This window comes from Edaphobacter dinghuensis (genome assembly GCF_014640335.1).
Taxonomy (GTDB): domain Bacteria; phylum Acidobacteriota; class Terriglobia; order Terriglobales; family Acidobacteriaceae; genus Edaphobacter; species Edaphobacter dinghuensis.
This window is the reverse complement of sequence record NZ_BMGT01000003.1, coordinates 1,009,047-1,031,885: the sequence shown is the minus strand read 5'-3', so window position 1 is coordinate 1,031,885 and position 22,839 is coordinate 1,009,047. Positions and strand designations below refer to the sequence as shown.

Here is a 22,839-nt window from a genome sequence, read left to right as displayed (position 1 = left end):
GCTATGTGCCAACAATGTGCTGGGTGAATTTCCTGAAGTGGGAGATGGACACATCTAGTTCCCCCTAACAGATGCCAAAGCCTCGACAGGCACAAACGAAGCTGAGGTAAAAGTGGCTACTTTCTCAGAAGAGACAGAGGAATCTGCGTCGCGGCTCACCGGCTCCAATTCAGTGACTTTGTTCCACAATTCCTTAATCCGGGCACGCGTCATGTCCGACTCTTCCGGGTCTCGCCAGGAGTCTACTTCCGCATGCAGAGCATCTCGTACAGCACGGTAGAAATCGGTTTTATAGGCTGCAGTGAACATAATGCAGAGATCATCACTATCAGTCCAATTACGTTTCTGCCCCAATTCAGCTTGCACACGCTCATAAAATGTAGTACCTGGTAGCGGGTACGAAAATGAGATGCCGATATCGTCAGGTTGCGTATCACGCACAAAAGCGATGGTCTCCTGCAACTCGGCCCATGTTTCGCCGGGGTAACCGAACTGCAAAAAATAGCAAGCGCGAACGCCAGCTTTTTTTAGTATATTGCGCGCGGCAATCACAGAAGAAAGCTTCAGTCCCTTGTCCATTGCATTTAATACTGCTTGCGATCCCGATTCAACTCCCATCCATACTTCAGCACATCCTGCTGTCTTGAGATGTTGTACAGTCTGTTTGTCCATCAGGTCAGCGCGAGACTGTATTTTGAATGGAACTGCTGCGTTTCTTTTCGTAACTTCTGAGGCAAACTCCTCTACCCAATGATGATTCAATCCGAAGACATCATCACCAAACCAGATATGATCGACCCCGGCTTCCATTTTCAGCAACCTCATCTCCTCGGCAACAGTAGCGGCTGGCCGTAAATGAAATTTATTGCCAGAAATCGGTTTGGCGCACCAGTTGCATTGATAGGGACATCCGCGACTGGACACCATGTTCGCTGAGAAATATCCGTGAGCTTCGAGCCACGCCATTCGGTATGGCTCCACGTTGATAAGATCACGTGCGGGAAAGGAGAGTTCTGACCACGTAGGATTCTTTGAGAGCTTCTGTACGCTTCGGATGGTTTGGCCGTTTGTATCAAGTCTTACAAGACCATCTATCTCTGGCACATCAGCGGCACGCAAGATGAAACTGCATAACTGCACAAGAGTCTGTTCTGCTTCTCCGCAAAGCACATAGTCGAAGCCATTTTGCAGGAATAGCGAAGAGTTATCCGTCGAATCGGAACCATGTACGATCGCTATAGCGCCAACTGCATGCGCCGCTTGCGCAATCTCCCACGCGACCTCTCTCATTCGAGTAAGACACATTTTGGATAGGAAATTGAAGTCATCTTCATAGACAGCGACAATGTTGGGTCGATGAGCCGCCAGCATTTCACTTAAACCAGTAGATGGCGCTTCAAGCATCGAATCAAACGCAACCACAGAAAAATCGTTCTCCCGGAGCGCCGTAGCCGCATACAGCATACCAAGTGGCATGTATGGCTGCATTTTGCGCGATTGCTTCGGGTCATAGGGAAGATGATAGGAATGCGTTACTAAAATCTGTGCCAAAAAGTCACCTCGAAATACCTGTGTATCGGCACGTACGACATCCGGCCTCTGCCAAACAACAGGTGGATGAGCTCGCGCGAAACACTCCGCCTTATGGAACTCAGCGTAGTCCGCTAGACTTAGAAGTTTGTCGCGGAATTGTCAGTTCAATGTCATTCGTTCGTGACGGGAAGTACGATCTGAGATGAACTGAAGTTGCTATCTGAAGACCACAGATGGCCAAGTCTTTCCCGTTTTGTCACAAGATAGTGTGCTGAATGAGGATTGTCTGGAACATCTGCGCTCAAACGTTCGACGATCTCAATTCTTGCAGAGCGGACAGCATTGATTTTGTCTGGATTATTAGTCATCAGGCGAAGCGCGCGGACATTGAGGAACCGAAGGATCTCAATAGGAAGCGCGTAATCACGCAGATCAACAGCATGCCCCAGGCGAAGATTGGCTTCAATGGTGTCGAGTCCCTGATCTTGAAGTTCGTAGGCCCGAAGCTTTTCCATGAGACCAATGCCTCGGCCTTCTTGCTGCTCATAAAGCAATACGCCGACGCCTTTCTTTGCGATCAGGCTCAATGCCAGATGCAGTTGGTCATGACAATCACACCGAAGAGAATGAAAGACATCCCCTGTCATGCATTGAGAATGAATGCGCACAACCGGAGGAAAACTATGGATGTCTCCGAGAAGCAATGCCAGCGCAGTTTCTTGACGTTCCTCACTTGCTGCGCTACCCGCGTTGACCTTTTCAAAGGCTAATAGACGGAAGTCTGCCCAGAGCGTTGGAAAGTTCACATCGGCGATTTGCTTTAGCATCATCAACGCAGCCTGATTTCCTCACCTGTCATTCATATTTCATATAAATCATGACTTATTCGTTCTGTAAGTGAAGCGTATCGCAGCAATCTCTTTCTGCATGTCGTCAGAATGTCTCAAGTTCGTCATTCAAATGTCCGAAGCGCGTGGATACCAGAGATTTCTGGGGAACGCTTGATCAGAATAGGAAAGCTACCTGCGTCGTGAAAGATCGAACGATCATGGCGTATTGACCATGACGTGATGTAGAGATTTTATTTCTCGGCATTTCGACGGAACTGATAAAGGATATGATCTCCGAAGATTGCCATCGGACGAGAAACAACGCGATCCATTCTCTCCGCGAGAGCAAGAAGCCGCGGATGATTGGATATCCAAGGCTCAGCTGCACTAGGTGGCACCATAACACCGATGCCAAGACGCCTCTCCAAGACAAACCACGGCGCGAAGGCACGAAGCAATGCGGCACGGCGATGATAGATGACATGAAAGGCGTGCTTGGAGAGGCGCGCTGGCGTTTCGACGCGCGAAAGACGCCGCAGCGCCAAATGGGGCCTCCCCCGAAGCACTTCTGTCACCATCTCACCGGGGCAGAAAGTACCGAAAAGTACCAGCATTGCCGCAGCGCCTGGTTTGAGCAGTCGTGCAAGCCCATATGCCACCGTCTCCAGATCAACAACGCAATTAAGCGGCGCGAAATTCGAGAAGGCTCCGTCAAACAATGCACCACCTGTGGAGAGATAACGCGATGCTAAATCTTCCAGATCTTCTCCCCCTGCAACTTCGACCTGAGCGCCGAACGGAGCCAGTTTTGCCTTTGCCAAGGACACCATGGCAGGCGAAGGATCGGTGAGAAATATATTGAAGCCGCGCTCAGCAAGGAATAGACCATCCTCCCCCGTCCCCCCACCCAATTCCAGGATATGGCCTCCCATTGGAAATCTTCGCAGCAGCGCTGTACGTACCGCACAGCGCTGTGCAGCTACGCTTAGCCACTGACCGAAGCGTTGATCAAAAATCGGCGCGACCGTGTTGAAGGCAGCGGCGGCCGGACGCAAAGGAGTCGTCATGATTCAAGCCGATCGATTCTCCGCTGCCAACGATGCGACTCCCATGCGTAGCGAAGTCCTTCTACGATATGGAAGCGTAGACGAAGGAGGATAAAGCCTAATTGCATACGATACCGGCGAAGTCGCACTGTGAGAGTCTCGTTCGGAAACGCTCGTATAACGGGAGGGGGAAAACGCAGGGGCAACAGTATTTGGCGAAGTGGCCGCTTCGCCGGAACTCCTGCAATCTCGAGCTCCTTCTGCAGCAATAGATACAGTTTGCTACCCGGAATGCTACCAAAGACGACTCGCCTTCCATATGTCTCTACCCATAGTCGCGCGGATCGGGGAAGACACTTGACTGTCCAGTCTGTTAGCTCTTCTGGAGCAAAATTTCCCATGACATGCGCGATCAGCAACACGACCACTCCGAGCCCTAGCCTTGCTCTAGGATTCCCTTCCGCTGTTGACCGAAGCTCGCTCCAAAAGGCTTGATCATTCCGACGAACGAGGACATGACGACGAAACTCTAGCAGATGGGCTACGCGTGAGAACTCGCTGCACACATGTTTGTAAGCATGAAGCCCCTGTCCTAAGAACAGGTCAACCGGCGAGAGCACCGGCATCATATACCCATGCAGTTCACGTCTTTCTACCCGCTCTAGCGAGGAGAATCGGTCTGGCCCCGTGGATTCGATATGCAATTCAACAGCATGAGACGGCAAAGCCTTGTACAGGTCCTTCAAGGAGATCCCCGGCTTTTCATTACGCTTGAACTCCCAACTCCTGCCACTTGCAACGTATAGACGGTAGCCTCTCCGTTCGAGAATTCTCCTCGCTTCCTGAGCGCTATCTTCCGCTAAGAGAAAGTCCAGATCAAACTGGGACCGCAGTTCCGGCCTTGGTACAGAACTCGGCCAGAGCGACAAGCCTTTCAGGTTGGCATAGGAAAGACGCGATGTTTGGAATTCCTGCTGGATAGCAATCGACTCTGCGATCATACCTCGAGTTCGTTCAGTGTTGTCGGCAAGATTTCCTCGCAAGCGTTCCAATACGTGAGGGGGGAGCCAATCGACTAACTGCAGCTCAACGATTCGATGTAGAAAGTACAGCGCCAATCCACTGATATCCAGCCAGTGCAGCAAGCTTCTCCACTCCCTTACCGAAAGACTCTGCAAACGGAAGCACTGGTGAGAAATGGGTTTACAGAAGATCAACAGAGCAGCCTCTCGCACTGGCCATTCGTCACACAATAACTGTGAAGTGATACGACAGATCCACGCAAGTGGAAAACTGACATATCTAACATCACTAAATCTATCCATTTTCCTGTGGACGACTGTTGATGTATATAGATCGCAAAACTCTGCTTTGCTTGACGACTGCCTACCGGATATCAAGGGCAATGCAACATCACCTCATTTTCAGTTCCGTCATGTCGAGTTCAAGAGAAAAGCTTACTTCAAAGCCTAACTAAGCTTCGCCTGAATATTTGTCATGTTTATGTAAAGTGATTGTCACTCTTTTGTTGATTTTGCCTCCCGCTACAAACTGCCAATCGAACGTATTGAGGCTGAGGCACTCCTCCTCTTCATCACTGAAGTCGGGATGACAATGAATTGACAAGAAAAAGACTAGCCGAAGACACCCCGGTTGAAGCAGATCACTATTGTGACTTCTATGTGATGTCAAAAGCCACGTTCGTTTCAGCAGAATATGTGGGCCTGTAAGTTTAATTGCTGGGTTAACGATGCTCAATACATTTACCGAAGCCATCGAATCTATCGGAGAAATGACCAAGGTCATAAACCATGGAGGACAAACGAATGAAGCCCTTTCGTGAAATGAAGGCGCATGATCTCACTTCGAGCACCCTACAAGAGGAAATTGACTCTAGAGGGTATGTGCTTGTGCGAGGATTATTGCCTCGTGACCACGTCACTCAGCTGCTCGGGAAGATTACGCAAATTCTCTCCGCTGCAGGCTGGCTTCTGCCAGGTTACGATCCGCTGGAACACATTGCTGATCTCAGTGCGGCCTGCGGTGATCCAAATCCGACGTTTAAACAGACCTATCAGAACATTTTCAACCTTGAACTATTTCATGCACTGCCGCATCATCCGGTTTTGCAACAGGTTATGAAAATGTTGGTGGGTAACCAGCTTTTGATTCATCCAAAACCGATTGGTCGATTGATTTTCCCACACTGTAAGCACCTCACCGTTCATGCACATCAAGATTATCGATTCATGGGCGGAGATACTGAATGCTTCACTGTGTGGATTCCGCTTCACGATTGCCCAGTCGATGTGGGACCTCTTCGAGTTGTGGAAGGCTCTCATCATCTCGGTTATATGAAACACGATGATGAGAATCTTCGTATCCCTGAAATTCCAACAAATGCTGATCTTGGAGGCGATTGGGTAGGCGGTCAAATCAATGCAGGCGATGTGCTCATCTTTCACAGTCTAACTGTGCATGCAGCATCTCCGAATATTTCGAATCAACTTCGTATTTCACTTGATTGCAGATTTCAAAACTACGAACGAATATTAAATCCAGCTAATCTGGTTTTTGCCGGAGATTCCGGCAAGTCCTGGGAAAAGACATATGCAGGCTGGAGCTCCGACGCCCTAAAGTATTACTGGAGGAGATTGCCTCTTGAACTCCATCCCTCCAAAGTTGAGATAGAACAGCTTTCGAAGATGGCAGATTCCCCCGCGAAGCAAGCGCGATATAACAGGATGCTGAGTCAGCTCAATTAAACACGGTGCGAGAAGGGTGTTGGCACGACTCATACTCTTCTTATCTGTTCTCACCGCTACGAAAATGACAATCAGTTGACAAAAGACAGACGATCCAGAGACACGTTGAACATCATATATAGCTATTGTGGCTCTATGCAGAGCCCGATATCCACCTTTCTTCCCTCTAAAATGACCCGATTAACAAGGGTTACCATCTTTGCTCTGACTGTATTCTGCGCAGGTCGTTACGGCATCGCGCAAAACACCCCACTTATCTCGGGGGGAGCTGGGTTCTTTACGAGCACCAAAGGGGGAAATACAACTTATATGCCGATTATCGAGCCGCTGATCGACATACCTATTGGCAGCCGTTTCCTGATCGAATCACGCGCTGCGTTGGGTGATACCTTCTCTCCGAATGGCATGGGCTATAGTCATAGCCGTTTTATTGCACTTACTTATCTTCAGGGAGATTACTTTCTGTCTCCGCATGTCACCGCCATCGCAGGTAGTTTTTTGATTCCCTTTAACACCTTTAATGACCGCCTATCACCAATCTGGATTAGCAACTTTCAGGATGGCCCGATCATTACAGGAATTGGTGTAATGACGGGAACAGGAGTAGGCGGTATGCTGAGCGGATCTGCCATTGCCCATAACAAGTACTCCATCAGCTACAACGCCTGGTTCTCCACCAGCAGTGGAAATATGCAGTTCGACTCCACGCGCGCCTTCGGCGGGCGTAGTAGCCTCTATCTACCGGAGAAGCATCTGGAGATAGGTCTTTCTTATGATCGTCAGTTACAGGGAACACGAGAAAATTTCTATGGCGCGCATCTCTGGTGGGAACCCGCGAATACTGCTTTTCGTCTACGCTCCGAATTCGCCCGCGGACATCACGCTCAAGGGTACTGGGTAGAGGCTGATTACCGTCTCCAAAGGTTCGGTGGCCTTGATAGCTGGATCGGTCGCTTCGAGCCCCTATTCCGGATGCAACAGACATTCCGCCGCGACACTATCGTCAGCGATAATGTCCCTCTTGTGAACACACAACGTGCCGACTTCGGGTTGGATTACAACCTACCGCACAATACGCGAATCCTTACGAGCTATTCACGGCAGTTTTCTTCTTCGGGGAATGAAAACATATGGGAGACCGGAATCGTTTACCGTTTTCTCTTTCCAGCCTGGAAGGGTAAATCAGAATAGCTAGAAGGCTATTCGTGTCATGATCTTTTAGTGTGATGAGTAACACGCATACTTACATCACCGTATGAGTATACCAATACAGATGCTCTTTATATACAGCCGTAGAAGAGCAGAACAGACGAAGGACAATCTTGAAATATATTGAGTCACATTTCCCTATAACAAGCGAAGTCATTTACCAGTTCTAGCATTCGATGTCGGCTATTATTGGCTGCTCATTATCTGATATCAACTGAGGAAATTCTTCTATCAGACAACCTCCCTGAAGCTTGAACACCCGGTGACCAAAGGCCCGCGTGTGAACGCGGTGCGTTACAAGTAAGACTGCGTTGCCGGAGGCACTTAGATTATCGAGTATTTGTCGCTCGTTCTCTGCGTCCAGTGCGGAGGTAGCTTCATCTAGAAGTAGTAACTTGGCTCCGCGCAATATAGCACGTGCAAGACCCAGCCTTTGCCGCTGCCCACCCGAAAATAAAGCTCCGTTATCGCCTACGCTTGTTTCCAGCCCGAGCGGCTGTGCTGCCACAAATCCCGCCAATTGTGCAGTCGAAAGCGCTCTCATCAACTCATCTTTACTCTTATCCGGTAGTCCGAACAGCAGGTTGCTCCGTATCGAATCGTCTAGAAGCACGATCTCCTGTGGTACATACGCGATACTCGTACGGTCAACTTGTATCATCCCCGTTGCAGGTTGCGATACGCCAGCAATCAAGTTGAGCAGAGAACTTTTACCAATTCCGGATGGTCCGTGAAGTACGACCGTCTCACCCTCCCGCAAAAGAAGATTCACATTTCGTAAGATTGGCGTACCTTTGCGGAAAGAGAAACTCACGTCTTTAATTTGTGCGACAAAGCCGGAGTCGGGCTGTCGAACCGGTGATACGCATGCACGGTATTTATGGCACTCATTCAATTCGGTGTCTACTATCCGTACATTCTCGTAAGAACTTTCTATATGACCAACAATGACTGAGATTTGGCTAATGAGGGGAATCATGCGCCGAGAAAGTACGAAATAAAACGCCAGAAGCGACAACAACTGACGTGCATCTCCATGACGGAGCTGAACGGCAACAATAATACAGAGGAAGAGCAGCACTGCACCTTGATCAGCTATGCTGCTCGCAATCTGTGGAAGGAATTTGATACGGAAACTACTGGCCGCTACCTGTTCTGCCTGTCCTCGAATTCGGTTATGAAAGAATGCCTGATTTCCGTAAGTGCGAATCTCCTTTCCCGACGAGAAGATATCTGCCAAGTTCTTCTGAAGCATACGCAGCGATATCTCACGATTTTCCGCTGCCAGTTGAAGCCTGTTCCGGATAAACAGTTGATGGAATCCATAAAATGCACTAAGCGCAAAAGCAAATCCACATGCCGCGATTGGGCTCTGGTATACAAGCGCTGCAGTCATGGCGGCTACGATTATTACAGCCGCTGTAAACTCAATGCAGCGATGATAAAATTCGGCGGCTTCGCGCGCAGAGTAAAGAGCGTGGTTCGAAAGTTCACTGCGGTTGGACTCAACGAACCGCCCCCAATGCATCTCGTTATAGCCCTGTGTCAACCGAAGAAGCAGATCTGTACAGAGTTTCTGTATCTGGTGAATGATGGAGCGTGTCGACAACAGATCCATCAAGGCACGAAGAAGAACAAGAATAACCGTGATCTCAGCTACGTAAAGAGTTTTCTTTGGTGCCCACCAGAACTGATGTACTGGTGGGCGTCCTTGTAATAAAAGAAACAGCAGATACATTGCTGCTGCAACGGCAAGGTCGCAGAAGCCAACCATGATCCTCTCCAGGGTTATCAGCACAAGCGCAATCCGCTGCCGTCTTCTTAAGAGCCTTATCGCTATGTCCAAATTTCCACTGAATACAGTAGAATCGCCAACCTCGGCAGCATTATTGACAGGATGTCTAGACACTTGGTTGCTCACTACTCAAAGCTATCAATCTGTGCGTCTCGTAGTTGTCAGGCTTGGGTCGTTGAAATGTCAACAAAATGTCATCGAAGTGTGCGCAGCATCCTTGAATACCGAGACACTTTATCATCGATAATTCTTGTTGCGCGGCTCGGTTCAGAAAGTAATCGAAGTCTTTATCATTTTGCTTGCGATTTAACAGAAGACACCGTCAACACGGCTAATGAAGATCAGACTGAAGATATCAGCGTAACAATTTTCTTGCGATGTCGCGCCTTCCCAAAAGGACAATTTAGTTACAAACTTCAGACGCTTCCATGACATAACTTTTTCCTAGAATTCTTACCGTATTTATAGATACGGCGTTGACCGATAGCTCATAGTCCCAGGTTTCTCGTAATAACGCTCGTACCTGTTCTGTGTTGTCACGGGATTCTAATCGATTGAATTAAATATTGATCTCTAATAGGAGGAACAATGACGCGCATCCAGCTAGTTATGGTGGAATGTCTTGCACTTGCAGCAACTGCCGTCACAGGTCAGACGAAGAGTCCGCCTCAGCAGCAGCATCCTCCCCTCTCTACCAAGGCCGTGCATGCCGTCAATCCAGATCGGGGACAACAGGTTTTTAAGCAGAATTGCTCCCGATGCCACAATGCGCCAGAAGGCTTCTCGTCGGGCATTTCCGGTACGATCGTCAGGCACATGCGTGTACGCGCCAACCTTAGTGAGGCAGATTACGAGGCTCTTTTACGGTTTCTTAATCCCTAGCATACTCGCGCTCCCTACACCGAACCTTAGGTGACAGCATTCTGACAATTGAGTAACGACCGTATGACAAGCGTTATGCCAGAAGCCGCTACGGTAAAACAAGAAGAGTGGTAGATGTGTCAGCAAAGAAAGTCCTTCAGTGTCAATCACTTCGAACGCCCATACAACGACACCTTCAAGGAGAAATTATGAAAAAGAAGTTCTTGCTCCTAACACTAGCCATAGGAGCACTAACAGTAGCTTCATTGCCAGTTCTGCAGGCTCAGACGCAGATCGCACCCCAACGAATTGTGATTACCGCTAAACGGTTTTCCTATAATCCTGAAGAAATTACTCTGAAAAAAGGGCAGCCGGTGGTGCTCGTATTAAAGAGTGTGGATGTTGCTCACGGGCTTCGTTTTCGCGATCTCAATGTCACTGTCAAGGTTAAAGCGGGTGGCACAGCAGAGGTGAAGTTTACGCCGGACAAGACCGGAGATTTTATCGCTCATTGTTCCGTATTTTGCGGCTCAGGTCATGGTTCTATGAGTTTGAAGCTGCACGTGGTGGATTAGAAATGCGCGTCCCTTTTATAGTTATCGCTATCATCTTCCTCGTTGAATTAACAGGATGCAAAACAAGTCCTCCAGGGAAGCTAGAGGTGAAGACTATAACTTACGCTAAGCATCACTTTTTCATCGGCAACAAAAATCAAAAGAACCCCTTGCCCAATACATCACAGACCTGGGCCGATGGAAAGGAAGCTTTTTCGCATTACTGCATTGCCTGCCATGGAATGGATGGCCAAAACACAGGTGTCCCCTTCGTTGATCACATATCCCCTCCCATTCCGCTGCTCACTTCTCCAGAAGTGCAGAGTTATACGGATGGACAGCTGAAGTGGATCATGGACTACGGAATTCGCCCCTCCGGAATGCCGGGTTCCAAAGGAACTCTGAGTGACGATGAACTATGGTCGATCGTGGTATTCCTACGTCATCTGCCACCTGCCGGCAGCCAGGGAGTACCGGATATTTACACGCACTGATATGTATTCTTCGCCTGAGTCATTTGCATGTGAGGAGTTGTCGCAACGACTTAATCATGGACGCAGAGAATGTCAAATACGGGCAAATCAATGGCATAGCATTTGCGGTCGGTTTTTTTTTCTCTTTCCGTCTATGTATTGTTCTAATGTCCGTACGCCTTTTAGCCATTGAGCCAAGTGCAGGCACTGGACTAAATTTGGGCCTGGAAGTGCTATTGCTTGCTCTAGTCTGTTTTGATTCGCTCGGCGCCATGCACACGACGTTTCGCTCTATGCTAAGGCTATCGAGTATTCGTTGGGGTGTTATTTTCCTTTTGATTTCTGGTTGCAGCCTAACTTGGAGCGATACTGCTTCCCTGCCGACTTCTACTGTCTATTGGTGTGGGCTCGTCACTGACGCCACGATTATGATTTTGCTCCTTCGCAGCGACTCGACACTGAGAGTGTCTCATTCGCTCATGAAGGGATTTATATGGAGTGCATGTTGTCTCGCGCTGGTTGCGTGGATCATGCCTGCTCAAGCCGATCTTCGACTTGGAGATGAACAGTTTTTTAATACAAATGAGATTGGAAATCTCTGTGCCTTCGCGATTTTCTTTGCGCAATATCTCATGCGTCAAAGAGACGGGCAATGGCGGGTCGTTCAATCATTTCTCATAATTACTCTGTTTCGCAGCCTGAGCAAGACAACGTTGGTGGCCTTTCTAGTGAGCGAAAGCTTTCTCGTTATTAAAGATCGCTCCATTAACCGGAAGACAAAAGCTCTTCTTATGACCACTGCAATTGCGCTCATACTCATTTTCTGGAAACTTTTTGAAAATTACTACAATATCTATACAACCACTGGCAACCAAGCAGAGACGCTTACAGGCCGTACTGCCATCTGGCTTTATGTTGTGAGCGCAATGTCGACTCATCCGTGGACCTTGTGGATAGGACACGGCTTTGACTCGTGGTGGAAGATTGTACCTCCTTTTGGAGGAGATCTATTCGAAGCACGACACGCAGAAAATGAATTTTTGCAGCAGTTTTATGCCTATGGCGTGCTGGGTGTCGTCATACTCGCGGAGGTATATTGGAGCCTGTACCAACAAATTCGCAGCCTTCGTCCAGGGGCAATAAGGATTCTTTTTCAGAGCATCTTGCTTTTTATACTCATTCGTGGCCTGGCTGAAGCCAATCCGTTTGATCTACTGCTTCCACTCTGGGCGGTCGTGATGATTAGTTTTCAGGTAGAAGATGTGCGCACCTCGCCGAAGCGAAGCTACATGAATATGGCTGTTCAGCAATTTCCTGCGGCGGTATTTTCTCAGAATCTATCGATCGTAAATGAAGATTCAACTTAAGTGAGAGATCTCGGCAACGGCATGCTACTCGCGGCTATTTTAGCAAGCAATATTGCTTGCTAATGACCCCTAATGTGGGTGCTCGCTGAAGATAAATATCTTTTGATTTCCGTGATTGACGCCAGTGTATGAGCGTACTGAGTATTCGCTACGGTTAGATCTGGCGAAATACATGCACAAGCACCTCAAACAAGAGCGAAATCCTATCCAAGATCTCTAAATTGTCATCCGATTGTAATTTTGTGTTCTTTTAAGCAGAAATGGGCTTAATTGCAGACAGAATAGAATGATGAGGATCTAGATCATGGTCCATGAGATGGAATTGACAACAGAAGCCCAAAACGAAATCCTACCGACGGTCAGCCTCGGCACCATCCTTATCATTGAAGATGATCCTCGCATGCAAAAGGTGCTGCGCAGGATCTTTACTGAGGAGTGCTATGTCGCTATTGTCGCGGGCGACGGTCAAACCGGGCTGGATTTGTTTCGCCGAGAGCATCCACTCGCAGTGATCCTCGATCTAATCCTTCCCAATATTTCCGGACGAGAACTCTGTCAAACTTTCAAGGGACTTTCCACTGAAACTCCGATCATAGTGCTCAGCGCAATTACGGAAGTCGCGGATAAAGTGTTGCTTCTTGAATTGGGAGCCGATGATTATGTCACTAAACCTTTTAGCCCAAGGGAACTCACAGCCAGGGTCCAGGCCGCCATCCGCAGACAACGTAAGCCGGCACCTCCGACGATCTACCGCTTCGCTGATTGTGAAGTTGACTTTAAGAAAATGACCGTACGACGCAGTGGGAGGCCTGTCGTTCTCACTGCTCACGAATTCAAACTCCTGAAGTTTTTCACCGAAAATGCCGAACGCGTCCTCACACGCGATGTTCTACTTAATGAAGTCTGGGGATATAATTTCTATCCAACTACCCGTACCGTGGATAATCAGATCCTGAAGTTACGTCAAAAGCTGGAGCCGGATTCAGCAAATCCGAAGCATCTGCTGACAATTTATGGCGCAGGATACAAATTTGTCCCATGACGTTCATACCGACCAATGTCCAGAAGCTGAAGCTCTCAGGCAAGTAACGCGCACACGAGAGAAGCAGGGCCTTCGAACGTATGTGCTTCTTATCGTCACCATGGCGTTAGTGATCGCTCTTGTGACCGGAACTAGTCTTTTGTTGATTCGCCACCAGTTGAGAGAGCAGGTGACAGACGATTTCTCCCAGGATCTGGATCACTCGGTCGTTGCCTTCCAGAACCTGCAGGCCGAGAGGCTGGGAGCCCTGGAGCGTGAGAATGCCCTCCTTGCAAAATTGCCCACCCTGAAAGCACTCATGACTAGTGGAGACGATCTTACGATTCAGGATGGAGCCGCCGAGTTTTGGCAACTCAGTGGTACCGATCTCTTTATGCTTGCCGATCCAAGCGGACGGGTTGTGGCAGCCTATGCAAGAAATGCTCCGGACGATAATACGCTTCGCCAAGGAATGAAGATTTTACTGGCTTCTGCGACGAAGCGCTATTTGATCGATGGTAGATCACTGTACGCCTGTGCGATACGCCCGCTCTATTTCGGCAGCGATCAAGCTGGAACGCTATTGGGATATGTTTTGAGTGGTGTTTCTATTGAACGCACGGTGCGACAAATCAGCCAGCCAACCGGGGTAGAAGCGACTTTTCTGAGTGGTGGTCAAATCGTAGCCAGTACGCTTACGCCAGATGTGCAGGCAAGTTTGGCGAAGCAATCCAGCGCTCTTTCCGGCATATCCCGAAGACCTGCTGTAGTGAAACTAGGGAATGCTCAATTTCTCTCAGCCACCGAGGATCTTTCCGCGACTGCCACATCGCCATTGCAGTTGGTCGTTCTGAAATCTTTCGAACCCGCAGAGCGCTCGATCAGCCGGATTGATCGTATGGTCCTTGTCATTGGCCTTCTGGCTCTTCTTTCGGGCACCATGCTGATGATTGTTATTTCGCGGTTGGTGACACGTCCGCTCGAAGAGCTCTCTCGGAGTGTTCGCGCGTTTGGTTCAGGGGACGTCAAGCACCGTGTACCTCGCCACGGTACTCAAGAAGTGCGGCAGTTAAGCACAGCCTTCGCCAGCATGCGTAATGAAATTCAGAAAGCAAATCAGAAGGTGCTCGAATCCGAGCGGCTTGCGACAATAGGCCGAATGGCGAGTTCCGTTTCTCACGATCTCCGGCATTATCTCGCCGCGATCTTCGCCAATTCGGAGTTTCTCGCCTCTGATCGTCTTTCCGCAAAGGAGCGCACCGAAATCTTTGGAGACATCCGAACAGCCGTGAATGGCACAACGGACATGATTGAGTCACTGTTAATCTTCAGCCGGACCGGTACAAGTGTTAGGAGGCAGCCAGAGCTAATGGCAACTCTGGTCGAACGGGCGACGGCTCTGGTCCGGGCTCATCCTGATGCGGACGGGGTGACACTGACGACAAACTATGGCGAACCTACGGAAACTGCCGTCGTCGTAGATGGAAAGCAGATAGAGCGAGCCATATCGAATCTGCTACTCAACGCCTGCCAGTCTGTCCGCAATATAGGAGCCTCAGCCAAGGTTGTGATCGCGCTAGAGACACAAGAGCATCAAATTATCGTCAATGTAATAGACAACGGTCCGGGCGTTCCAGAGAAAATTCGCAAGAGTCTTTTCGACCCCTTCGTGAGTGAAGGAAAACACAAAGGTACAGGACTTGGACTTACGCTTGCGCACTGTATTGCCATCGAACACGGAGGGAACGTCGTTTTGCTTAGCAGCCGTCCTGGTGAGACGATCTTCCAGATGAAGGTGACACGCGAAGTTCCAATGCAGAATACACTCCCTGCGTCAGAAGATAACCGTCATGATCAGGTAATCCCAGATGAGAATGTGCGGACATAACCAAACTCGACGCTTCGGTCTGGATCTTCGAGGCCCTTGGAAAGCCTTGTCCTTCGTCCTAATAGTTTTCGGAATTCCAGTACAAGTTGTCTGTGCACAGGCCACCACTCAGGAAAACCTCTCACAGGAGATCCAGACATTAACTGCTGCCATGGCTCGCACACAGGCTCAATTGGAACAGTCACAACGTCAATTGGACGAAATGCGGAAGCAATTGAATGAATTGCAGCATCAAATGGCGCAAAGCGGAGCAAATGCTGGTACGCAATCACCTTCTGCTTCTTCTACGTCGTCACAAGCCAAGCCCGAAGCCACCTCTGCGGCGATCGAGGATATTCGCGAGCGCCAGGCAATGCAGGAATCTCAGATTGCGACTCAGGAACAATCAAAAGTTGAGAGTGAATCCAAGTATCCGATAAAGGTCACCGGCCTGTTGTTGTTGAACGGTTTTGTGAATACGGGCGCAGTCGATATGGCGGCGACGCCAACAGTAGCGCTTCCAGGATCCGGCAGCACTGGCGCTTCTGTGCGCCAAACGGTTCTCGGGCTCGACGCCCATGGCCCTACTTTGTTTGGCGCTCGCAGCTATGCTGATCTACGAGTGGATTTCGACGGTAGTCCGGTATCCGGCAATTCCTCCACGACAGCTTATTCTGGTTACTATAACGCCAATAGCACTCTGCTCCGCCTTCATACCGCTCACGCAGGTCTGCAATGGCGGCATACGGAAGCCTATTTCGCGCTGGATCATCCGATCTTTAGCCCCGATACTCCAACTTCGCTGACAGCCATAGCTATACCAGCTCTCGCTTGGTCCGGCAATCTTTGGACGTGGAACCCACAAGTCGGTATAACCCAGGATTTCGGACCGTCCGATTCTCTAAATATTCGGCTGCAAGCTGCGTTGATCGATGTCGGCGACGCTCCTCTGTCACCGCCTATACCCATCTCCGGTACATCGACCATAACTCCTCCTAACAATGCAGAGCAAAGCCGATGGCCCGGTGTCGAGGCGCGTATTGCACTTCAAGGACCGGCAGTGAATAACGACAAAGATCGTAGTCATTTTGGTGTAGGCGGATATTTCGCACCTCACTATTCCAGTGTACTGGGGCACGGCTACGATTCTTGGGCGGGAACCCTCGATGCTCTCCTCTTTCTGCCTGCTCGTCTGAAGTTTTCCGGAAGCTTCTATCGTGGACAGGCTCTCGGTGGAGTTGGAGGCGGAGCTTACAAAGATTTCGCCTACCGCATCGATCCCGACACGGGCGGTTACTACTTCCGGCCACTAGACGATGTGGGAGGGTGGGCACAATTAAAGGAAAGAATCTCCGAACGGTTGGAATTCAATGCTGCTTTCGGAGTCGACAACGCTTTCACCAATGAGTTGCGGCGTTATACCATCGCCGCCGATAGCATGTACCAGAGACTTGCCAGAAGCCACACTTATACTGGCAATGTAATTTATAGTCCAAGCGCCTACTTACAGTTTTCACTGGAGTATCGGCATCTCGAGAGTTCTCCGGTTGCCGGCCCTTCAGCTAGCAGCAACATCATCGGTCTGGGAGCGGGATATAAATTTTGAAGAACAAAAAGAGAGTCAGAGAATGGACGTTCTGCGCTGCAATGTTGGCGTTCGGGATTGTGTACGCTCAGAATCGCCCTGAAACAAGCCAACCTGCGGAATTGCGCCTTCGCATTACCTCTTCCCTGCCCGGGAAGCATCTCGCTGCACCGGCTGTAATCTGGCTGGAGCCGCTGGCAAATACGCCCGCCCTTCCTTTCCCGCCTCACAGTCGTTACACCCTACTCCAAAAGAACCGCATATTTTTCCCCCACCTTCAGGTGATTCCTGCTGGCAGCGTGGTTAACTTTCCAAATGAAGACCCGTTCTTTCATAACGTCTTCTCGCTCTTCGAAGGTAAGCGATTCGATTTGGGCCTCTACGAGGCCGGCTCAAGTAAGTCGGTAACTTTTTCAAAGGTAGGTGTTTCCTATATCTTCTGCAATATTCATCCGGAGATGAGTGCTGTCGTCATAGCTCTCGATACCCCACTTTACGCAGCGGCTGACACACAAGATTCAGTTCTGCTTCGCGGTATCCCACCCGGAGACTATAAATTACATGTGTGGATTGAGAGCGTACCTCAGTCTTTCCTTGAAGGCTTAAGTCGTCCTATACATATTTCTACTCATATGGTCGACCTCGGAGTGATTAATGCTCCCATAGCCGGTGCCGGAACCATACCCCACTCCAACATGTATGGTAAAGCCTACACTCCAGATGCCCGATCAACCTATTGATGTCGCACCTTTTATCGATCCAGAATTTAGTATTATTTGCCTCTCAGACGCCTCGGCCACAATTGCTATATCTACACCCGCACAAAATCGACATTGAATAGTTCAACTCTAGCGTCTCTCCTCCGTGACAATCGAATGACAGCACGCTGACAACTCCTATTCTTCTGCGTACTACATTGCTTGTTAGCTGATGGCTAACTGCATCGGCACACAGCAATGCGCTGATATAGCACAAGAAACAGGAGTCAGATAGTTCCTCTTATGCTTCGCCAGCTTCTGCTGCAACCGAGGTCATCTCATGGATACACGCTTTCCGTTTACTGACGTCCAAACAGCTATCGAGGAGATCCGTACGGGACGAATGGTTGTGGTTGTTGATGATGAAGACCGCGAAAATGAAGGCGATCTCACCATGGCGGCGGAAATGATCACTCCGGAAGCAATCAATTTTATGGCCAAGTACGGCCGTGGGCTGATTTGCCTAGCGATGACCCCGGAGCGTCTGGATTATCTCCAGCTTCAGCCGATGAGCGCACAAAACACGGCACGTTTCGGCACTGCATTTACAGAGTCTATCGATGCTCTGGGGCGAGGTGTCACTACAGGCATCTCCGCCTACGACCGGGCCGAGACAATTCGATGTGCAATCGATCCTCAGGCATGTCCTTCCGACTTGGGCCGTCCAGGACATGTGTTTCCTCTCCGAGCACAAAACGGCGGAGTGCTCGTCCGTGCCGGGCAAACCGAGGCATCAGTGGACTTAACCCGGCTGGCCGGATTGACCCCTGCAGGTGTGATTTGCGAAATCATGAACGATGATGGGACTATGGCACGAGTGCCGGATCTTATAGATTTCTGCAGAGAGCATGACCTAAAGATGATCACAGTCGCGGAATTGATTCGCCACCGAATGGCCCATGAGCGCTGTGTCTATCGCAAAGGAAAAGCTGTTTTACAAACCGAGTTTGGCGAGTTCTCAATGATTGCTTACGGTTCCGATCTCGATGAAGAATCGCATGTGGCTTTGGTACATGGTGACCTAAGTTGCTCAGATGAGCCGACGTTGGTTCGAATGCACACTCATTGTTTTGCTGGAGATGTATTTCACGCTTCGTCGTGCGAATGCGCTTCTTATATTCGCATCTCCTTGCAACGAATTGCCGATGAAGGACGCGGAGCTCTGATATATCTGCATCAAAATTCGCTCGGGTTTTCGTTTGAAAACGACCAAGGTACTAATAAGATGCAATTCCACCGCGAAGAAGAAAATTTTACCAGCCCTGAGTATCTCCGACACATACAACGTGAAGTTGGAGTCGGAGCTCAGATTCTGCTCGACCTCAATCTTCGCCGTATCCATCTGCTAACCAATCATCCCCGCCGGATTGCCGCGCTCGAAGGTTACGGTATCGAGATTGTCGAGCATAGCCCAATCTCTTCGAACGAAACCCGCATCCGTCGAAGTGCACCGCAAATCGGAGTACGAATATCTCGACCAGTAGAGACCATAACAAATAGATGATTTGCATGTGCTTCGGAATACGCTTCGATTCGCGCAGTGGCACGTGTGATTTTTGCTCCGTTGAAATGCAATCGAGTTGCACTCGCGGATCATTTGTTGAAGGCAGTTGCTTGCGGCGAGACGCCTTGTGGAGATTAAATGGACCTCCCTTTAGAGGGAGGTCCATTCCCGAACGGCCTTTTACTCTGCCACGGTGTTCTGCTTGTCCAGAAGTTCACGATTTACGCCACTACAGAACTAGATATCAATTCTGTAGTGGCGTACTGCTTGCCATCCTTAGAAGGAGAACTTTAGCCCTCCCTGCATAACGCGCGGGGCTACGGATCCAATCGATGTGATCTGGCCGAAGTTTGAGTCACCAGGGTTGGAATCCGGTTGGCCAAAGCTGGGATGGTTCAATGCATTGAAAGCCTCCCAACGGAATTGAATCTTATAGCGGTCATAGATGCTCCAGTTCTTGATCACTGCCAGATCAGCAGTGCTGATTGGAGCCTCCTGGACCGAGAACTTTTTGGAGTTTCCAGCGGTGCCATACGCGTTGTTCGTAAATGCAGCAGGATTGAGGTACTGGTTAACCCAGTGACTCTTACCACCTTGCCGAACCTGGAGGGGCTGACCGGGAACAACATCTGCACGATCCTGACCTACAAGAAATCCAGAGTTGTTGTTGCCTTGTCCTCCGTTGATGGTGAAAGGAGGCCCGGACTGTGCGGTATAGAGACCGGAGATCTCCCAACCACCTAAGGTGTTCTTGATCAAAGCATTTTTGTGGGCCAGCAGAGGGAATCTGTAGACCAGGTTTGATACGGAGACAACGGGATAATTCAGACTCGACGGCCCGTAGTCGTGGCCAACATTATGGGGATCACTGACGCTGGATTCAAAGGATGGATCGCCTGAACCGCCTACGTCCGTGTCATGTGACCAGGTGAAGTTGGACTGGAATTGAAGACCATGCGAGAAACGCTTTTCCACGCCAACCTGAAGCGCGTTATAGCTGGAGGTTGCCGCAGGTTGCACCTGAATAATCTGGGCAAAGTTCGTATAGGTGGATCGTACGTCATTACAGGTGTTGGGGTTCGCAGGCACACCAGGAGGGCAGACAAAGCCTCCAGGATTTTGGTCCACCGTAGTCGCCTGATGGAAGGACTCTGACCCTACATATGCCATATGCAGGACAAACTGCTTGCCGAATGATTGTTCGAGCGAGAGATTCCAGCTTTGAGTGATGCCCAACTTAAAGTTGCTGGAGAATACCGCAGGAACAGCAAGAGGTGTAATGAACGCAGCATTAGAAGGAGGAAGCTGCGAGGGTGAGGCGAATGGCGGAAACGGACTTTTGCCTCCTGTAGAGGTAAAGCCGCTCCAGGGATTGTCGAAGGATAATGGCGTTGTAGCACCTCCATTGAGCCCATACGAAGGCGCAAATGGGGCCGTATCCCAAACGTGATTGTAGAAAGCATCTTCTAGTGGAGTGGTGAAGAGACCAAAGCCAGCACGGACGACCGTATCGGGATGTACCTGCCACGCTAGACCGATACGAGGCTCGAAGTAACCATAGGTGGTCGGCATGAGGCCATTGTTGATGCCATGGTCTCCTGGGAAAACTAGGCCGAGCGGAGCATTGGGATATCGCGTGCTCTGCTGCCCCGGAACGAAGGCTGCGCCGCGACCGCCGGCGACCTGAAGCGGAAAGTTTGGATCCCAACGCAGGCCGGCTGTGAGAGTTAGGTTCGAGAGTAGTTTGAACTGGTCCTGCGCATAGAGCCCGATCATGTAGCCAGATTCGCTACCGCTCTCTCCAGCTCCCTGACTCATGCTGCTTAGGTATCCCAGCAGGAAGTCCGACAAGGGGAAGCCCGTAAATTGGCCGTTGAAGCTGACGTTAGGATTGACACTGCCGCCATAGAACTCAAAGCCATAGCGATGCATGATGTCTGTTCCAAAGGTAAGCGTATGCTTGCCGATCGTCTTGGTTGCCGTATCGGTAAACCACCAGTAACGACGGCGGGTGTCGTTCGGGTTGCCGGTGAAGGCGTTGAAGCCGAGTCCACCACCATAAAGCACATTGCCATCAAACGCAGACAGGCCACCGATATAGCACTGCCCTACTGGGTCCGATACATTGATGTATCTGGAAAGGCAGATCGGACTGCCACCCGCGTCTTTCTCGATGGTGCCGGTGGAGAAGTCAATCTCTGCCCAGGAGAGTGTCGCGCTATTCAGCAAAGTCGGTGTAACCGTCCAGGTATGGCCAGCGACCAGGTTGAGATACGTTCCATCCTGACCATTGACGCCAGCGAGGATATCTCCCGGGATTGATGCACCAGGTTGGTTATAGAGATAAGTAAAACTGCGCAGGAAGACGCGCTGATTTGGATTGATCGTGTAGTCAAAGCGCGTTGTATTTTCGTTGTAGGTAAACTTCTGCGCAGGAGAACCGTAGTTAGTCAAACCTGTCGACGGAGCCTGCCCAAGTGGCAATGATTTTGCAATGGCAAGAGCACCGGGGCTGAAGAGCTTGGGATCGACCTGGTTCGGCTTTCCATTCACAGTATGGAAGACTCCCGCAAGCGGACCGTCAAGATCGCCAGCCGGAACTGCGCTGAAGTCTCCATTGAGCATGGCTTGCGTCGGAGTGTAGGTTGAGTTTGTGGAAGCTTGATAGCTGCTTCTCGTTCCCTGATAGTTTGTGAAAAAGAAGAGCTTGTCCTTGAAGATGGGACCGCCGACATAACCACCGAACTGATTGCGCTTAAGAGGATCGACGGCGCCGCTAAACCAGTTCGATGCATTCAGGTCGTTGTTGCGAATAAATTCGAATGCTCCGCCATGAAACTGATTTGTGCCCGACTTGGTCTGGATGCTTACGACAGCGCTGGGTGCGAAGCCGTACCGTGCATCGAAGTTATTCGAGATGACACGAAACTCCTGCGTCGCGTCTGCATTTGGAAAAGGTGCGGCGAGCAGGGCAAACGTATCCATATTGGCTACGCCGTCGAGAAGATACCATGTGCTGCCCTGACGCTGGCCGCCCGCAGAAGCACCGGATTCAAGTGGAAACGAATTAGAACCCGGCAGGGTCGATGCCTGCGAGACCAGTTCGTTGGTAACTCCAACCGAAAGATTCACAAGGCTCGAAGGATCTCGACCGTTGAGCGGTAGATCCTTAATGGAGTCTTCGCCAATCACCTGACTGATCTCCGCCGTGGTTGTGTTGATAAGCTCTGCTCCGCCATTGACGGTAACGGTGTCCTGCGTGCCTCCAACCTGAAGCGCAATGTCCAGAGTTGCAGCCTGCGCAACGGTGAGTACGATTCCGGTCTGAATGCGGGTAGCAAAACCCTGAGCTTCCGTGGTCAAGGAATATTCACCAGGCGGGAGCGAAACGAGGGAATAGACTCCAACATCATTACTTTCAGCAGTCTTCGTGAGGTTGGTGCCGGTGTTTTTTGCGGTCACTCGAGCATGAGGGACCACAGCGCCACTCGCGTCGGTAATCTTTCCGGTGAGTTGTGCAGACGTGCTCTGAGCCGTTGCCGTCAGACTAACGCCAAAGACAACGACTGCTATCAAACATAGGATCTTTAGAAGTTTCGTCATGTAGTAGAACTCCTTCCAACTTTGTGTAAGGTCTTCGATTGATTTTGCAAATAATGCATTAAGTGGCC

Annotated in this window: 16 protein-coding genes and 1 pseudogene; 11 read left to right on the top strand and 6 right to left on the bottom strand. The window is 50.0% G+C overall.

The genetic code is table 11. The features are described 5' to 3' along the window. Window positions 1–54: 54 nt before the first annotated feature. The 4 genes and pseudogenes from IEW09_RS16075 to IEW09_RS18725 all read right to left on the bottom strand — a co-directional run. Window positions 55–1,551 (bottom strand): B12-binding domain-containing radical SAM protein, encoded by a 1,497-nt coding sequence (locus IEW09_RS16075; RefSeq protein ID WP_188555178.1) that lies wholly within the window; start codon window positions 1,549–1,551, stop codon window positions 55–57. Window positions 1,552–1,703: 152 nt separating this feature from the next. Beyond that, a complete protein-coding gene (ribA, locus tag IEW09_RS16070; protein WP_188555177.1) occupies window positions 1,704–2,363 on the bottom strand; it encodes a GTP cyclohydrolase II in 660 nt (219 codons plus the stop codon). A 251-nt stretch (window positions 2,364–2,614) separates the two neighbouring features. Further along, a complete protein-coding gene (locus IEW09_RS16065) occupies window positions 2,615–3,430 on the bottom strand; it encodes a class I SAM-dependent methyltransferase (RefSeq protein ID WP_188555176.1) in 816 nt (271 codons plus the stop codon). A gap of 449 nt (window positions 3,431–3,879) precedes the next feature. Continuing rightward, window positions 3,880–4,734, bottom strand: a pseudogene (locus tag IEW09_RS18725) (nucleotidyltransferase family protein); the annotation flags it as partial. 501 nt (window positions 4,735–5,235) lie between these two features. On the opposite strand from IEW09_RS18725, the gene IEW09_RS16055 reads away from it, so the two are divergent. Together IEW09_RS16055 and IEW09_RS16050 are read left to right on the top strand one after the other, a co-directional pair. Continuing rightward, window positions 5,236–6,174, top strand: a complete 939-nt coding sequence (locus tag IEW09_RS16055; protein ID WP_188555174.1) for a phytanoyl-CoA dioxygenase family protein — start codon at window positions 5,236–5,238, stop codon at window positions 6,172–6,174. A 171-nt stretch (window positions 6,175–6,345) separates the two neighbouring features. Beyond that, a complete protein-coding gene (locus IEW09_RS16050) occupies window positions 6,346–7,365 on the top strand; it encodes a hypothetical protein (RefSeq protein ID WP_188555173.1) in 1,020 nt (339 codons plus the stop codon). A gap of 184 nt (window positions 7,366–7,549) precedes the next feature. Here IEW09_RS16050 and IEW09_RS16045 read toward each other — a convergent pair whose 3' ends face one another. Continuing rightward, window positions 7,550–9,304: an ATP-binding cassette domain-containing protein gene (locus tag IEW09_RS16045; RefSeq protein ID WP_188555172.1), complete on the bottom strand. Its 1,755-nt coding sequence runs from the start codon at window positions 9,302–9,304 to the stop codon at window positions 7,550–7,552. A gap of 462 nt (window positions 9,305–9,766) precedes the next feature. Between IEW09_RS16045 and IEW09_RS16040 the strand changes: the two genes are divergently transcribed. From IEW09_RS16040 to ribB, 9 genes are all read left to right on the top strand, one after another. After that, the gene (locus IEW09_RS16040) at window positions 9,767–10,060 is read left to right on the top strand and encodes a c-type cytochrome (protein WP_188555171.1); all 294 of its coding nucleotides are present in this window, start codon (window positions 9,767–9,769) and stop codon (window positions 10,058–10,060) included. 188 nt (window positions 10,061–10,248) lie between these two features. Next, window positions 10,249–10,614, top strand: coding sequence for a cupredoxin domain-containing protein (locus IEW09_RS16035; protein ID WP_188555170.1), 366 nt, complete (start codon window positions 10,249–10,251; stop codon window positions 10,612–10,614). 86 nt (window positions 10,615–10,700) lie between these two features. Then, window positions 10,701–11,087 (top strand): c-type cytochrome, encoded by a 387-nt coding sequence (locus tag IEW09_RS16030; protein ID WP_229739376.1) that lies wholly within the window; start codon window positions 10,701–10,703, stop codon window positions 11,085–11,087. A gap of 56 nt (window positions 11,088–11,143) precedes the next feature. Further along, on the top strand, window positions 11,144–12,433 hold the full coding sequence (locus IEW09_RS16025) for an O-antigen ligase family protein (protein WP_188555168.1): 1,290 nt from the start codon (window positions 11,144–11,146) through the stop codon (window positions 12,431–12,433). A 304-nt stretch (window positions 12,434–12,737) separates the two neighbouring features. Beyond that, window positions 12,738–13,475: a response regulator transcription factor gene (locus IEW09_RS16020; RefSeq protein WP_229739375.1), complete on the top strand. Its 738-nt coding sequence runs from the start codon at window positions 12,738–12,740 to the stop codon at window positions 13,473–13,475. Next, window positions 13,447–15,342, top strand: a complete 1,896-nt coding sequence (locus IEW09_RS16015; protein ID WP_188555167.1) for a sensor histidine kinase — start codon at window positions 13,447–13,449, stop codon at window positions 15,340–15,342. The genes IEW09_RS16020 and IEW09_RS16015 overlap by 29 nt, the downstream gene beginning before the upstream one ends. Window positions 15,343–15,493: 151 nt before the next feature. Beyond that, window positions 15,494–16,927 carry a hypothetical protein gene (locus tag IEW09_RS16010; protein ID WP_229739374.1) on the top strand — a complete coding sequence of 478 codons (1,434 nt, stop codon included), beginning with the start codon at window positions 15,494–15,496 and terminating at the stop codon, window positions 16,925–16,927. Further along, complete coding sequence (locus tag IEW09_RS16005) at window positions 16,924–17,646, top strand: cupredoxin domain-containing protein (protein ID WP_188555166.1); 723 nt, start codon at window positions 16,924–16,926, stop codon at window positions 17,644–17,646. Before IEW09_RS16010 ends, IEW09_RS16005 begins: the two co-directional genes overlap by 4 nt. Window positions 17,647–17,944: 298 nt before the next feature. Beyond that, window positions 17,945–19,168 (top strand): 3,4-dihydroxy-2-butanone-4-phosphate synthase, encoded by a 1,224-nt coding sequence (ribB, locus tag IEW09_RS16000; protein WP_188555165.1) that lies wholly within the window; start codon window positions 17,945–17,947, stop codon window positions 19,166–19,168. Window positions 19,169–19,444: 276 nt separating this feature from the next. Here the strand turns inward: ribB and IEW09_RS15995 are convergent, their stop codons facing one another. Next, window positions 19,445–22,771 carry a TonB-dependent receptor gene (locus IEW09_RS15995; RefSeq protein WP_188555164.1) on the bottom strand — a complete coding sequence of 1,109 codons (3,327 nt, stop codon included), beginning with the start codon at window positions 22,769–22,771 and terminating at the stop codon, window positions 19,445–19,447. Window positions 22,772–22,839: the final 68 nt, after the last annotated feature.